This window comes from Streptomyces sp. AC602_WCS936, assembly GCF_019049125.1.
Taxonomy (GTDB): domain Bacteria; phylum Actinomycetota; class Actinomycetes; order Streptomycetales; family Streptomycetaceae; genus Streptomyces.
This window is the reverse complement of record NZ_JAGMUF010000054.1, coordinates 217,476-231,502: the sequence shown is the minus strand read 5'-3', so window position 1 is coordinate 231,502 and position 14,027 is coordinate 217,476. Positions and strand designations below refer to the sequence as shown.

Annotated in this window: 15 protein-coding genes; 11 read left to right on the top strand and 4 right to left on the bottom strand. The window is 73.0% G+C overall.

Annotation, left to right across the window (positions count from 1 at the left end):
- Positions 1-16 precede the first annotated feature (16 nt).
- From KUM03_RS18375 to KUM03_RS18365, 3 genes are all read left to right on the top strand, one after another.
- Positions 17-763 (top strand): SDR family oxidoreductase, encoded by a 747-nt coding sequence (locus tag KUM03_RS18375; RefSeq protein WP_217250161.1) that lies wholly within the window; start codon positions 17-19, stop codon positions 761-763.
- A complete protein-coding gene (locus tag KUM03_RS18370; protein WP_217250159.1) occupies positions 760-1,830 on the top strand; it encodes a low specificity L-threonine aldolase in 1,071 nt (356 codons plus the stop codon). Before KUM03_RS18375 ends, KUM03_RS18370 begins: the two co-directional genes overlap by 4 nt.
- Before the next feature lie 77 nt (positions 1,831-1,907).
- Positions 1,908-2,480, top strand: a complete 573-nt coding sequence (locus KUM03_RS18365; RefSeq protein WP_217250157.1) for a transglutaminase family protein — start codon at positions 1,908-1,910, stop codon at positions 2,478-2,480.
- A 10-nt stretch (positions 2,481-2,490) separates the two neighbouring features.
- Here KUM03_RS18365 and KUM03_RS18360 read toward each other — a convergent pair whose 3' ends face one another.
- On the bottom strand, positions 2,491-3,219 hold the full coding sequence (locus KUM03_RS18360) for a 1-acyl-sn-glycerol-3-phosphate acyltransferase (RefSeq protein ID WP_217250155.1): 729 nt from the start codon (positions 3,217-3,219) through the stop codon (positions 2,491-2,493).
- A gap of 220 nt (positions 3,220-3,439) precedes the next feature.
- On the opposite strand from KUM03_RS18360, the gene KUM03_RS18355 reads away from it, so the two are divergent.
- The 5 genes from KUM03_RS18355 (at position 3,440) to KUM03_RS18335 (ending at position 8,042) form a co-directional block, all read left to right on the top strand.
- Entirely contained in the window at positions 3,440-3,865 is a 426-nt protein-coding gene (locus KUM03_RS18355) for a thioredoxin family protein (RefSeq protein WP_254399489.1), read from the top strand.
- A gap of 145 nt (positions 3,866-4,010) precedes the next feature.
- The gene (locus KUM03_RS18350) at positions 4,011-4,520 is read left to right on the top strand and encodes a flavin reductase family protein (protein ID WP_217250153.1); all 510 of its coding nucleotides are present in this window, start codon (positions 4,011-4,013) and stop codon (positions 4,518-4,520) included.
- 221 nt (positions 4,521-4,741) lie between these two features.
- Positions 4,742-5,530 (top strand): electron transfer flavoprotein subunit beta/FixA family protein, encoded by a 789-nt coding sequence (locus KUM03_RS18345; protein WP_217250151.1) that lies wholly within the window; start codon positions 4,742-4,744, stop codon positions 5,528-5,530.
- 83 nt (positions 5,531-5,613) lie between these two features.
- A complete protein-coding gene (locus tag KUM03_RS18340) occupies positions 5,614-6,576 on the top strand; it encodes an electron transfer flavoprotein subunit alpha/FixB family protein (RefSeq protein WP_217250149.1) in 963 nt (320 codons plus the stop codon).
- Between the two features lie 167 nt (positions 6,577-6,743).
- Positions 6,744-8,042: an aldolase/citrate lyase family protein gene (locus tag KUM03_RS18335; RefSeq protein ID WP_217250147.1), complete on the top strand. Its 1,299-nt coding sequence runs from the start codon at positions 6,744-6,746 to the stop codon at positions 8,040-8,042.
- On the opposite strand, the gene KUM03_RS18330 is transcribed toward KUM03_RS18335, so the two are convergent.
- Together KUM03_RS18330 and KUM03_RS18325 are read right to left on the bottom strand one after the other, a co-directional pair.
- The gene (locus tag KUM03_RS18330) at positions 8,023-8,856 is read right to left on the bottom strand and encodes a hypothetical protein (RefSeq protein WP_217250600.1); all 834 of its coding nucleotides are present in this window, start codon (positions 8,854-8,856) and stop codon (positions 8,023-8,025) included. The genes KUM03_RS18335 and KUM03_RS18330 overlap by 20 nt on opposite strands.
- 42 nt (positions 8,857-8,898) lie before the next feature.
- Positions 8,899-9,975: a LacI family DNA-binding transcriptional regulator gene (locus tag KUM03_RS18325; RefSeq protein ID WP_217250144.1), complete on the bottom strand. Its 1,077-nt coding sequence runs from the start codon at positions 9,973-9,975 to the stop codon at positions 8,899-8,901.
- A gap of 246 nt (positions 9,976-10,221) precedes the next feature.
- Between KUM03_RS18325 and KUM03_RS18320 the strand changes: the two genes are divergently transcribed.
- The 3 genes from KUM03_RS18320 to KUM03_RS18310 all read left to right on the top strand — a co-directional run bounded on the left by KUM03_RS18320 (position 10,222) and on the right by KUM03_RS18310 (position 13,260).
- Positions 10,222-11,175 (top strand): ROK family protein, encoded by a 954-nt coding sequence (locus KUM03_RS18320; RefSeq protein WP_217250142.1) that lies wholly within the window; start codon positions 10,222-10,224, stop codon positions 11,173-11,175.
- A 704-nt stretch (positions 11,176-11,879) separates the two neighbouring features.
- Positions 11,880-12,077 carry a hypothetical protein gene (locus tag KUM03_RS18315; RefSeq protein ID WP_217250140.1) on the top strand — a complete coding sequence of 66 codons (198 nt, stop codon included), beginning with the start codon at positions 11,880-11,882 and terminating at the stop codon, positions 12,075-12,077.
- A gap of 139 nt (positions 12,078-12,216) precedes the next feature.
- Positions 12,217-13,260 (top strand): NUDIX hydrolase, encoded by a 1,044-nt coding sequence (locus KUM03_RS18310; RefSeq protein WP_217250139.1) that lies wholly within the window; start codon positions 12,217-12,219, stop codon positions 13,258-13,260.
- A gap of 2 nt (positions 13,261-13,262) precedes the next feature.
- Here KUM03_RS18310 and KUM03_RS18305 read toward each other — a convergent pair whose 3' ends face one another.
- Positions 13,263-13,967 carry an MBL fold metallo-hydrolase gene (locus tag KUM03_RS18305; protein WP_217250137.1) on the bottom strand — a complete coding sequence of 235 codons (705 nt, stop codon included), beginning with the start codon at positions 13,965-13,967 and terminating at the stop codon, positions 13,263-13,265.
- Between the last annotated feature and the right edge of the window lie 60 nt (positions 13,968-14,027).

The following is a 14,027-nucleotide window of genomic DNA, read 5'->3' as shown; positions in this document are numbered from 1 at the left end:
TCGGGAGGCGAGGACCATGGGGAACGGGGCGCTCGACGGCGCGGTGATCGCGGTGGCCGGGGCGGGAGGACCCGCCGGGCGGGCCGCGCTGCTGCGGCTCGCGCAGGCGGGTGCGACGGTCGTCGGCTCGGACAACGACCCGGAGCGGCTGGCGGAGGCGGTCGACGCGGCGCGCTACGCGCACGGCGGTGCCACCGTCACCGGCGAGACGGTCGACCTGCTCGACCTCGACTCGACCCGCGCGTGGGCCGACCGTATCGAGAAGGACCACGGCCGGGTCGACGGCCTGGTCCACCTAGTCGGCGGCTGGCGCGGCAGCCAGAACTTCACCAAGACCGACCTGGGTGACTGGGACCTCCTGGAGAAGCTGCTGATCCGCACCGTGCAGCACACCTCCCTCGCCTTCCACGAGGCGCTTCAGCGCAGCGACCGCGGCCGTTACGTCCTGATCAGCGCCGCCGGCGCCTCCAAGCCCACCGCGGGCAACGCCGCCTACTCGGCCGCCAAGGCCGCCTCCGAGGCCTGGACGCTGGCCCTGGCGGACTACTTCCGCAAGGCGGGGGGTGAGCAGGGGCCGACGTCGGCGGCTGCGATCCTGGTGGTCAAGGCGTTGGTGCACGACGCGATGCGCGCCGAGCGCCCCAACGCGAAGTTCGCGGGCTTCACGGACGTGCGCGACCTCGCCGAGGCCGTCGCCGGTGTCTGGGAGAAGCCCGCCGCGGAAGTGAACGGAAACCGTCTGTGGCTGACCGAGAAGCCGTGAACCCCCCGAAGACCGACGCGCGTCGCCATCACGACCCCGAGGTCCGCGGTTTCGCCAGTGACAACTACGCCGGGGCCCACCCGGAGGTGCTCGCCGCCCTGGCCGTGGCCAACGGCGGGCACCAGGTGGCGTACGGCGAGGACGAGTACACCGAGAACCTCCAGCGCGTGATCCGCAGCCACTTCGGCTCGGGCGCGGAGGCGTTCCCGGTCTTCAACGGCACCGGCGCCAACGTCGTCGCGCTCCAGGCGGTCACCGACCGCTGGGGCGCGGTGATCTGCGCCGAGAGCGCGCACATCAACGTTGACGAGGGCGGCGCCCCCGAGCGCATGGGCGGCCTCAAGCTGCTCACCGTCCCCACCCCCGACGGCAAGCTCACGCCCGACCTGATCGACCGGCAGGCGTACGGCTGGGACGACGAGCACCGCGCGATGCCGCAGGTCGTCTCGATCACCCAGAGCACGGAACTCGGCACGCTCTACACGCCCGACGAGATCCGCGCCATCTGCGAGCACGCCCACGCGCACGGCATGAGGGTGCACCTGGACGGCTCCCGGATAGCCAACGCCGCCGCCTCCCTGGACGTGCCCATGCGCACGTTCACCAACGCGGTCGGCGTGGACCTGCTCTCGCTCGGCGGCACCAAGAACGGCGCCCTGTTCGGCGAGGCCGTCGTGGTCCTGAACCAGGACGCGGTGCGCCACATGAAGCACCTTCGCAAGCTGTCCATGCAGCTCGCCTCCAAGATGCGTTTCGTGTCGGTGCAGCTGGAGGCGCTGCTCGCCAAGGACCTGTGGCTGCGCAACGCCCGGCACTCCAACGAGATGGCCCGGCGCCTCGCGGAGGGCGTGCGCGCCGTGCACGGCGTGGAGATCCTCTACCCGGTGCAGGCCAACGCCGTCTTCGCCCGGCTGCCGCACGAGGTGAGCGAGCGCCTGCAGAAGCGGTTCCGTTTCTACTTCTGGGACGAGGCCGCCGGCGACGTGCGCTGGATGTGCGCCTTCGACACCACCGAGGACGACGTCGACGCGTTCGTCGCCGCGCTCAAGGAGGAGATGGCGCGCTAGGCAAGCCGATGCATAGGTATGCGGTCACCTGAAAAGTCATTGACTGTCGGGTGATCGCTTTCCTATGCTCTGCGGGCATGGAGCTGATCCAGAAGACCCCTGACCTGTCCGCCTACCTGGCCGCCGACGAGGTCATCGATCACGAGCACCCGCATGTACGGGAGGTGGCCGCGCGGCTCGCCAAGGAGGCGGTGGACTCGTATGCCTATGCACGACTGGCCTTCGAGTTCGTGCGTGACACCATCCCGCACTCGCAGGACTCGGGCGACCCGCGCGTCACCTGGCGGGCCTCCGACGTCCTGGAGAAGCGCACCGGCATCTGCTACGCCAAGGCCCACGCGCTGACCGCGCTGCTGAGGGCCGAGGACATCCCGACCGCCCTGTGCTACCAGCGATTCGACGTGGTGCACGGACTGGTCGCCGTACGGTTCGACGGGGCGTGGCACCGGCAGGACCCGCGCGGCAACAAGCCCGGCGTGGACGCGCGGTTCTCCCTGGGCCGGGAGCGGCTGGCCTTCACGCCGGACCACGAGGCGGGCGAGGCGGACTGCCCGGAGCTGTACGCCGCGCCGCATCCGGCCGTGCTGGAGGTGCTGAAGGCGGCCACCGACCGGCCGCACCTGTGGGCGACGCTCCCGGTCTCGCTCTGAGGCGCCCGGCTCAGTGGGCCTCGGCGGTGCGTACCTGCTCCGGGGTGGGGGCGGTGCCGCCGAGGTGGGCCGGCATCCACCAGGTGTCGTCCGCGCCCTTGGGGCGTACCGGGTAGGCGCGCTGAGCGGCCTCCAGCAGCTCCTGCACGCGCCCGCGCAGCCGCCGGGTGATGGCGCCCGCGTACTGCTCGCGGGAGGCCTCCATCGCCTCGCCGACCCGGATCGTGACCGGGATGTGGCTGCGCTTGAAGTTGCGCGGGTGGCCCTTGGTCCACAGCCGCTGGGTGCCCCACAGCGCCATCGGGATCAGCGGGACGCCCGCCTCCTGCGCCAGGCGCGCGGCGCCCGACTTGAAGCTCTTCAGCGTGAACGACTCGGAGATCGTCGCCTCCGGGAAGACCCCGACGATCTCGCCGGACCGCAGCGAGTCCAGGGCGTGCGCGTACGCCGCCTCGCCCTGCTTGCGGTCGACCGGGATGTGCTTCATGTTGCGCATCAGCGGGCCGGAGACCCGGTGCCGGAAGACCGACTCCTTCGCCATGAAGCGCACCAGCCGCTTCTGGGGCAGCGCCGCCAGGCCGTCGAAGATGAAGTCCAAGTAGCTGATGTGGTTGCTCACCAGCACGGCGCCGCCCGAGCGCGGGATGTTCTCCGAACCCTGGCAGTCGATCTTGAGGTCCCACACCTTGAACAGGGTGCGGGCGAGACCGATGGCCGGGCGGTAGGCGAGTTCTGCCATGGGCGGGTCGGACCCTTCCTTGTCAGCCTGGGAAGGGGACTCCCAGTCGAAAGTTACGCAGCCGTAGGTTTACGGCTTGTCGAGATCGTGCCCCAAGAACGGCCGGTGTACCAGCCTTGGTGCCCGCCCGTGGCGAGATCCTCATCACGTCGTCGGCCGTTACGTGGCCGAAAAGCGATGGTGGAGCGGGAATCTCCGCCGCCCGGGGAACGCTGAACCGATGGACGAACGGACCGGTGGCACGCCCGAGGCGTGCCCACGAGTGCCGCGGTGGCGGCGGAACGAGGACGCGCGAGTGCACGGGCAGGGCGACGGCGGCAGTCTCGATCCATCGCCGGTCCCCCGGCTCGACGCGGCCGGCCTCGGCACGGAACTGGGCGCGCGGGCGACGCTCGTGCAGTTCTCCAGCGCCTTCTGTGCCCCCTGCCGGGCCACGCGGCGGGTCCTCGGCGAGGTCGCCCGGATGGTCCCCGGCGTCGCCCACGTCGAGATCGACGCCGAGGCCCGCCTGGAACTCGTCCGCGCCCTCGGCGTGCTCAAGACCCCGACCGTGCTGGTCCTCGACGCCGGCGGCCGGGTCGTACGGCGCGCTGTCGGGCAGCCGCGCAAGGCGGACGTGATCGCCGCGCTGGGCGAGGCGGTGTGAGTACCGTCACGCCGTCCGTGAGGCCTTCTCCACAGCTTCCACATCCGGGACGTAATTGACTGTGTGTGCCACCCGTCGTCAGCCTGCCCGTACGGCCTCGCTCCCGGCTCAGCGGGCCGAGGCGCAACGCAGAAGGACTTCCCGTATGACGGCCACACCCGGCCTCACCGCGCCGCCGCTCGCCACCGCCGAGCTGTTGCGGTCCGCCTTCCGGCGGCACGCCGCGGGCGTCGCGGTGATCACCGCGCGCGGGGACGCCGGCCCGGTCGGCTTCACCGCCACCTCCCTCACCTCCGTCTCCGCCGAGCCGCCGCTGCTCTCCTTCGGCATCGGCACGGGCTCCTCCAGCTGGCCCGCGGTCTGCGAGGCCGAGTACGTCGGCGTCCACGTGCTCGGCGAGCACCAAGAGGCTCTCGCCGCCACCTTCGCCCGCAGCGGCGCCGACCGCTTCGCGGCACCCACCGCCTGGTACGACGGCCCCGAGGACGTGCCGGTCCTGGACGGCGTCCTCGCCTGGCTCGTGTGCCGGGTCGTCGCCCGCGTGCCCGCGGGGGACCACCGCATCGTGCTGGCCGAGGTGCTGCTCGGCGACCCCGGCGGCGCCGGCCGGCCGCTGCTCTACCACCAGGGGCGTTACGACCGCCTGCGCGACTGACCGCTCACCGGGACGGCTTCTGCGAAGCGGTCGAGTTCCGGTTACGCTGCGTTGCGAAGGTCACAGTTCAAAGCGCTTGCTTAGCGGGCATGAACTGGGTGTACTGACGAGTAATATTTCGGGACGGAGCGCAGGTCGCCCCGCCCGGGATCGGCCGCTTGGGGCGCCTATGCTGCCTGCAAGAGGCAGCACTGAAATGTCGACGCAGTAGGAGAGCCGGCGTGAGCTTGAGGATCGTTGTCACCGTGAAGTACGTGCCCGACGCCACTGGCGACCGGCACTTCGCCGATGACCTGACCGTCGACCGCGACGACGTCGACGGTCTGCTCTCCGAGCTGGACGAGTACGCGGTCGAGCAGGCGCTGCAGATCTCGGAGAACTCCGACGACGACGTGGAGATCACCGTCCTGACGGTGGGTCCGGAGGACGCCAAGGACGCGCTGCGCAAGGCGCTGTCCATGGGTGCCGACAAGGCGATCCACGTCGAGGACGACGACCTGCACGGCACCGACGCCATCGGCACCTCCCTGGTCCTGGCCAAGGCGATCGAGAAGGCCGGCTACGACCTGGTCGTCTCCGGCATGGCCTCCACCGACGGCACCATGGGCGTCGTCCCCGCGCTGCTCGCCGAGCGCCTGGGCGTGCCGCAGGTGACGCTGCTGTCCGAGGTCTCCGTCGAGGGCGGCACCGTGAAGGGCCGCCGCGACGGCGACGCCGCCACCGAGCAGCTGGAGGCCTCCCTCCCGGCCGTCGTGTCGGTCACCGACCAGTCCGGCGAGGCCCGTTACCCCTCCTTCAAGGGCATCATGGCGGCCAAGAAGAAGCCGGTTCAGTCCTGGGACCTGTCCGACCTCGACATCGACGAGGACGAGGTCGGTCTCGAGAGCGCCTACACCAAGGTCGAGTCCGCGACCGAGCGCCCGGCGCGCACCGCGGGCACCATCGTCAAGGACGAGGGCGAGGGCGGCAAGCAGCTCGCCGCCTTCCTCGCGGAGCGAAAGTTCGTGTAACAGCCTCGCGGGCCAGAAGTTCATCTGAGCCCCGGATTCGCCGACCGCCCCTCACATCTCGCAAGCAGGAGAGAAGAAGTCCCATGGCTGAAGTTCTCGTCTACGTCGACCACGTGGACGGTGCCGTCCGCAAGCCCACCCTGGAGCTGCTGACGCTCGCCCGCCGTGTCGGCGAGCCCGTCGCCGTCGCCCTCGGCAACGGTGCCGGTGACACCGCCGCCGCGCTCGCCGAGCACGGCGCGGTCAAGGTCCTCACCCACGAGGCCGCCGAGTACGCCGACTACCTGGTCGTGCCGAAGGTGGACGCCCTCCAGGCCGCCGTCGAGGCCGTCTCCCCGGCCGCCGTGCTGGTCCCGTCCTCCGCCGAGGGCAAGGAGATCGCCGCCCGCCTGGCGCTGCGCCTGGGCTCCGGCGTCATCACCGACGCCGTCGACCTGGAGGCCGGCGACGAGGGTCCGGTGGCCACCCAGTCGGTGTTCGCCGCCGCCTTCACCACCAAGTCCCGTGTCTCCAAGGGCACCCCGGTCATCACGGTCAAGCCGAACTCGGCCGCCGTGGAGCCCTCCCCGGCCGCCGGTGCGGTCGAGGCCCTGTCGGTGTCCTTCTCCGCCGCCGCGACCGGCACCAAGGTCACCTCGCGCACGCCGCGCGAGTCGACCGGCCGCCCGGAGCTGACCGAGGCCGCGATCGTCGTCTCCGGCGGCCGCGGCGTCAACGGCGCGGAGAACTTCGCGATCATCGAGGCCCTCGCCGACTCCCTCGGCGCGGCCGTCGGCGCCTCGCGCGCCGCGGTGGACGCCGGCTGGTACCCGCACACCAACCAGGTCGGTCAGACCGGCAAGTCCGTCTCGCCGCAGCTGTACATCGCCTCCGGCATCTCCGGCGCGATCCAGCACCGCGCGGGCATGCAGACCTCGAAGACGATCGTGGCGATCAACAAGGACGCCGAGGCCCCGATCTTCGAGCTGGTCGACTACGGCGTCGTCGGCGACCTCTTCGACGTCGTCCCGCAGCTCACCGAGGAAGTGAAGTCCCGCAAGGGCTGAGCATCCCGCCGTACGGCTCCGACCGAGGCCCCCGCGACCTTCCGTGGTCGCGGGGGCCTCGGCGTCTGCGCAGGATGGGTGTTGACCGGCGAGGAACCGGCAGATAACTTCGCTATACGGATTGTTGATTCCGTGCAGCGGAAAAGTGGACATCAGGAGGGTGTGGGATGGGTCAGCAGGAGAAGGTGGCAACGAGCCTCGCGGGCGCCGTCGGCGAGGAGATCAGTGCCTCCCTCGCACCGGTCGACGCGGAGCTGGAGCGCCGCTACCCCGGAGACCCGGGCACCCGCCAGCCCGTGCACACCGTGTACGTACCCGGCGACGTCTTCGCCGCCGACACCGTCCGCTCCTGGGGCGACCGGGCGCTGGCCGCCCTCGACGAACACGCCCCCGACGCCGCGTCCTTCGCGGCCGTCCTCGGCCTCACCGACGACCTCGCCGAGCCGGTGTACAGCCGCGTGCGCGCCAAGCTGGAGCGCGAGCCGATCGAAGACCTCCGCGTCGACTTCGAGGACGGCTACGGCAACCGCTCCGACGCCGAGGAGGACGAGGCGGCGGCCCGCGCGGCCCGCCTGATCGCCGAGGCGTACGAAGAGGGCACCGCGGCCCCCTACATGGGCATCCGCATGAAGTGCATGGAGGCCCCCGTGCGTGCCCGGGGCATCCGCACCCTCGACGTCTTCCTCAGCGGTCTCATGGAGGCCGGCGGCCTCCCGGACGGCCTCGTCCTCACGCTCCCCAAGGTGACCTACCCCGAGCAGGTCACCGCCATGGTGCGGCTGCTGGAGGCCTTCGAGAAGGCCCGCGGCCTGGAGCCCGGCCGGATCGGCTTCGAGATCCAGATCGAGACCAGCCAGTCCATCCTGGCCGCCGACGGCACCGCCGCCGTCTCCCGCATGATCCAGGCCGCCGAGGGCCGCGCCACCGGCCTGCACTACGGCACCTTCGACTACAGCGCCTGCCTCGGCGTCTCCGCCGCCTACCAGGCCAGCGACCACCCCGCCGCCGACCACGCCAAGGCGGTCATGCAGGTCGCCGCCGCCGGCACCGGCGTCCGCGTCTCGGACGGCTCGACCAACGTCCTGCCGGTCGGCCCCACCGAGAAGGTCCACGACGCCTGGCGGCTGCACTTCGGCCTCACCCGCCGCGCCCTGGCCCGCGCCTACTACCAGGGCTGGGACATGCACCCCGGTCACATCCCGACCCGTTACGCGGCCGTCTTCGCCTTCTACCGCGAGGGCTTCGAGCAGGCCGCCGCCCGCCTCGCCCGCTACGCCAACCGCACCGGCGGCGACGTCATGGACGAACCCGCCACCGCCAAGGCCCTCAGCGGCTACCTGCTGCGCGGCCTGGACTGCGGCGCCCTCGACATCGGCGAGGTCGCCCGGCTGACCGGTCTCACCCGCGCCGACCTGGAGGGCTTCTCGTCCCCGCGGCGCGGTGACCTCACGGCATCGGCGCAGTAGGCGGCGGCAGCGCGTCGTCCGGCGTCCGGCCGGAGCCCACGTACCGCTCCAGGCCGGACGCCGTCACGCGCCCCTCCTCGGCGAACAGCCGCGTCCCCCGCTCGCACAGCCGCCGGTCGGCCCGCGCCCGCGCGCAGAACTCCTCGGGCGTCACCCCGAACAGCCCTCGCAGCCGGGCCGACTCCCCAAGGAGTCCGGTGATGAGGGGCCGTTGCTCGCCCGGGTGCCGGCGGGGCACCCCGTCGCCGTCGCGCAGGACGCCGTGGCGGTTGACGTAGGCGTAAGCGCCGCGCAGCACCGTGCCGTCGCCCGGTTCGACGCGTACCTCGGGTGCGGGGAGCCAGGCGCGGTCGAAGTTGCCGGACGCCATCGGCACGCCCTCGCTCGCGTCGATCACGGCGAGCTGCTCGGCGTCGAGCCAGAGCAGGAACAGCTCCCGTACGACGCCCGGGGCGCCCACCGGCGAGGCGGACACGTAGCCCATGCGGCTCACATGGGCGGAGACACCGATGTCCAGGCCGGTGACCCGTGACCTCACCATCGGGAGCGGCGAGTCGATCCCGAACTCCGCCATCTTGTGCCGCAGCTGGCCCGGACTGCCGTTGGAGCCGATCGCCAGCACCGGGACCCGGTCCTCGAACACCACCCGGTCCACCGGCAGCAGCCGGTCCCCGTCCAGCACCCCGGACTCCCGCGGCCACGCGCCCGGGTAGAGCAGCGGCTCCTCGCGGGGCACCCCGTCCAGCCCGAGTGCGCGCAGCGTCCGGTCCGCGCCGTCCGGGCCGGTCCGTGCGGGCCCGCCGGGCGGCGACACGTCCGCGCGCCCGGCGTCCCCGCGCTCGTCCGCCACGGCCGCTCAGTCCGCGGGCGGCAGCTCGCCCGAGCCCCGGGTGACCAGCCTGGTCGGCAGTTCGATGCGGTCGGGGCCGAGCAGGGTGCCGTCCAGCTGCCGGAAGAGCCGTTCGGCGGCGGTGCGGCCCAGGGCCGCGGCGTCCTGGGCGACCACGGTGACGCCCGGCTGGAGCAGGTCGGCCAGCTCGATGTCGTCGAAACCGACCAGGGCGACGCGGCGGTCGTGTCCGGCGAGGACGCGGATCACGGTGACCGTCACCCGGTTGTTGCCCGTGAAGATCGCGGTGACCGGGCTCGGACCGGCGAGCATCTCCTCGGCTGCCCGGCGCACGCGCTCGGGGTCGGTGACGCCCAGCGACATCCAGGAGTCCTCGACCGGTATCCCGGCGTCCTCCATCGCGGCCCGGTAGCCGCGCAGCCGCTCGGCGGCCGTGTGGATGCGGGGCATGTCGCCGATGAAGCCGATCCTCCGGTGGCCGTGCGCGATGAGGTGGGCGACTCCGTCGCGGGCGCCGCCGTGGTTGTCGGACAGCACGACGTCCGCGTCGATCCGCCCCGGCGGACGGTCCACGAACACCGTGGCGACGCCGGCCTTGAGTTCCGGCTCCAGGTACCGGTGGTCGTCCCCGGCCGGGATCACCACCAGCCCGTCCACGCGCCGCGCGCACAGGGCCAGCACCAGCTCCTGCTCGCGGTCAGGGTCCTCGGCGCTGGACCCGTTGATCAGCAGGGCGCCGTGCGCGCGGGCCACCTCCTCCACGGCGCGGCTGAGCGGCCCGTAGAACGGGTCGGCCAGGTCCTCCAGCACCAGCCCGATGCTGGCGGTACGTCCCTTGCGGAGCACCCGTGCGCTGTCGTTGCGCCGGAAGCCGAGCGCGTCGATGGCCTCCTGGACCCGCCGCTCGGTCTCCGGGGTGACGCCCGGCTCCCCGTTGACCACGCGGGAGACGGTCTTGAGGCCGACCCCGGCCCGGGCGGCGACGTCCTTCATGGTCGGGCGATTGCCGTAACGGTTCCCGGGGATGCGGTCTGCGCGGCGGGGCGTGTCGGGCACGATGCGGTGTCCTGTCCTGTCGTCCACGGGGAAGCGTCGGCTCCTGTCGTCCACGGTGTTCAGTCGTCCACGGTGCTCAGGGGGATGTGTCGGTCATGCGTTTGTATGAGGATGTGGCGTCGAGCATAGAGCCTGGACAACGTTGTCAGATGCGAGAGACACTGTCCAACGCACTTCTCCGGCCCCCGTCCCCACCGCGGGACCGGTCTGCTGTGCGCTCTCGTGTTCGTGCTCTTTCATCTTTTTTCGGTCCAACGGGGAGATCCGACTCTGATGCACACCGACCTCGTGGCAGCGCTGGACATCGGCGGCACCAAGATCGCCGGAGCGCTGGTGGACGGCCACGGCCGCATCCAGGCGCGTGCGCAGCGCGCCACGCCCGCCCGGGAGGACGGCGACACCGTGATGGGGGCCGTGGCGGCCGTCCTCGGAGAGCTGACGGCGTCGCCGCTGTGGGGGCGGGCCACGGCCGTCGGCATCGGCAGCGCCGGCCCGGTGGACGCCTCCGCCGGCACGGTCAGCCCGGTCAACGTGCCGGGCTGGCGGGACTACCCGCTCGTCCGCCGGGTCCGGGAAGCCGTCGGCGACCTGCCCGTCGAGCTGATCGGCGACGGGGTGGCGATCACGGCGGCCGAGCACTGGCAGGGCGCCGCGCGGGGGCACGACAACGCGCTGTGCATGGTGGTCTCCACGGGGGTCGGCGGCGGTCTGGTCCTGAACGGACGGCTGCATCCCGGCCCGACGGGCAACGCCGGCCACATCGGGCACATCAGCGTGGACCTGGACGGCGACCCCTGCCCGTGCGGCGCGCGCGGCTGCGTGGAGCGCATAGCGAGCGGCCCCAACATCGCGCGCCGCGCCCTCGACGCGGGCTGGCGGCCCGGCCCGGACGGCGACACCTCCGCCGCCGCGGTGGCCGCCGCCGCGCGCCGGGGCGACCCCGTCGCCGTGGCCTCCTTCGAACGGGCCGCGCAGGCGCTGGCCGCCGGGATCGCCGCCACCGCGACCCTCGTCGAGATCGACATCGCGGTGGTCGGCGGGGGAGTGGGCAAGGCGGGCGACGTACTCTTCGCCCCGCTGCGCAAGGCGCTGACCGACTACGCGACCCTGTCCTTCGTGCAGCGCCTGGCGGTCGTGCCCGCCCAGATGGGGACGGACGCGGGCCTGGTGGGCGCGGCCGCGGCGGCCCTCACCAGGACGGCGGAGGCGAGCCCGGCACGGGTCTGAGCCGAGCCCGGGGCCGGGCGGCCGCACGGATCAGTCCGCGGCGCCGCCCTCGCCGCCGTGCCGTCCCGGGCGGCTGCCCCGGGCGGCCTCCCGCTCCCGGCGCCGTACCGCACCGGCCGACCGCACCGCCGGGGTCGTCGCGGGGCCTGCGTGCCGCTATGAGGCGCGCGGGCCGGTGATGGGCCGTACGGTCTGGTTGTGAGCCGTGGAGTCTGGGCTGGCCGTCCTGTTTGCGTCGATCGCTTGCCGGGGGCGGTCTGGGGCCTGCGTGCCGGTTGCGCGGCGCGTGGGTCGGTGACGGGCTCGTAGGGTCCGGTCACGAGCCGTAAGACATGGGGCCGACCGAACTGCTTGTGCCGACCGAACTGTTCGCGCCGGCCGGACTTCCTGGGCCGACCGTCCTGCCTCGCGCCGACCGCCCTGCCTCGCGCCGACCGCCCTGCCCCGGGCCGACCCGGGTTCTGCGTGCCGGCTCCGCAGCGCTTGGCTCGGTCACGGCCCCCTGCGGTCCGGTCCCGACCCCTACTGCCCGGGGCGGCCGTACACCCCGGGCCCTTGCGGGCTTGCGTGCCGAGGCCCAGGGCCCGCCCGAGGCGTCCGGGCCGGGTCCCGGAGGCAAACCCCTCGGGCCGGGCAGGCGCCGCCGGGCGCGGCTCCCGTGTCCTCACCCGTGACCCCCGCGCCCCGGCGCAGTTGAAGCAGGCATGAAGAAGCGCAGCATGCTCGCCATCGCGTCCCTGGCCACCGGATTCGTCGTCGCGGCCGTCAGCCCGTCCCATGGCGCCCCGGCCGAACTCCCCCTCGGCCTCGACGTGGAGGACACCGTCAGCACCGTCGAGGACACGGTCGCCGTCGAGAGCCTGTCCGTGGACGACGACACGCTCGGGCAGCTGGGCCGCTGAGCCGTACCGCCCGGACCACACGGCGCCGGTGCCCCTCCCGGGGGCGCCGGCGCCGTCGTCGTACGCCCTCAACTGGGCCTGGTTTCCGTGGCAGGGTGTTGCGGGCAAGCCACAGGGGGCCAACAGAAGAGGGGGACCTGTGACCGTCGTCTGGATCAACGGCGCGTTCGGTGCGGGGAAGACCACCACCGCACGGGAACTGATCGAACTGATCCCGAACAGCACACTCTTCGACCCCGAGGTCATCGGCGGGACGCTCGCGCACCTGCTGCCGCCCAAACGCCTCGCCGAGGTCGGCGACTTCCAGGACCTGCCGATCTGGCGCCGCCTGGTCATCGACACGGCGGCCGCGATGCTCGCCGAGCTCGGCGGGACCCTCGTCGTCCCCATGACGCTGTTGCGCCAGGAGTACCGGGACGAGATCTTCGGCGGCCTCGCCGCCCGCCGCATCGCGGTCCGGCACATCCTGCTCGCTCCGGCTGAAACGATCCTGCGCGAGCGGATAGCGGGCCGCGAGATACCGGAGGGGCTGCCCGACGGCGAGATGCGCGTGCGGCAGTGGTCGTACGACCACATCGAGCCGTACCGGGCCGCCCTCGCCGCCTGGCTGACCGCCGACGCCCACCCGGTCGACACCGGCGCCCTCACCCCCTACGAGACCGCCGCCCGGATCGCCGAGGCCGTGGGCACCGGTTCCGTGCCCGCCTGCGACATCGTGCAGACGCCCGAACCCACCGCCGAGACCCTCGCCGCCGGCGTCCTGCTCTTCGACGAACAGGACCGCGTCCTGCTCGTCGACCCCACCTACAAGCCCGGCTGGGAGTTCCCCGGCGGCGTGGTCGAACCCGGCGAGGCGCCCGCCCGGGCCGGGATGCGCGAGGTCGCCGAGGAGACCGGCATCCACCTCGACGACGTACCCGCCCTGCTGGTCGTCGACTGGGAACGGCCCGTGCCCCCCGGCTACGGCGGTCTGCGCCTGCTCTTCGACGGCGGCCGGCTCGACTCCGCGGACGCCGGCCGGGTGCTGCTGCCCGGCCCCGAACTGCGCGGCTGGCGCTTCGTCAGCGAGGACGAGGCGGCAGGACTGCTGCCCCCGGTCCGCTACGAGCGGCTGTGCTGGGCCCTGCGGGCCCGGGAACGCGGAACGGCCCTCTACCTGGAGGCGGGCACCCCGGTCGGCTGACCTCAGCCGTCCGCCTGGCAGGCCCGCGCCGACGCCCGGAGCGACTCCCCGGCCCCCGCGGTCACCGGATCCCCGTGCCCGAAGCAGGCCGTCTCCGTGTCGAGGCCGGCCAGCCTGCCGAACGAGGCGACGGCCCGTTCCCGGTCGGTGTTGAACACACCGAGCATCACACTGCCGTCCACCGGCGACGCGGCGACCGCGTCCCCCGTGAACAGCACGCCGTGGCGCGGGAGGTGCAGCCCGATGCTGCCGTCCGTGTGGCCAGGGGCGTGGACGACGCGTGCCCCGCCACCGAAGTCGAGGACGTCGCCGTCGGACACCTCGGTCACCCGCGCCGGCCGGTCGAAACCGCCCGGCGGAAGCCGCCGGACGGCGTCGGCGTGCAGGGGGCGCTCCCACTCCTCGAACACGGGCGGCGGCCCCGGCACCTCACCCCGCACCACCGGCGCCTCCAGGGCGTGCGCCACCACCTCCGCCCCGGTGAGCGCGGCCAGCTCGCCCGCCCCGCCCGCGTGGTCCTCGTGGAAGTGGGTGAGGACCACACGCCGTACGCGTCCGGCGGTGCCGGCCAGCGCGGCGATGCGCGCCCCGGACCCGGCCGGTCCCGCGTCGATCAGCGTCAGGTCGCCGCCGTCGCGCCACAGGTAGGCCTGGCCGACCGGGAAGCGCAGCAGGTGGAGGCGGGGGAGGAGTTCGATGACGTCCATGGCACGACCGTAGGCAGGGCCCCGCCCGGTGGCGAGGCCCCTCTGCCGACGGCAGAACCA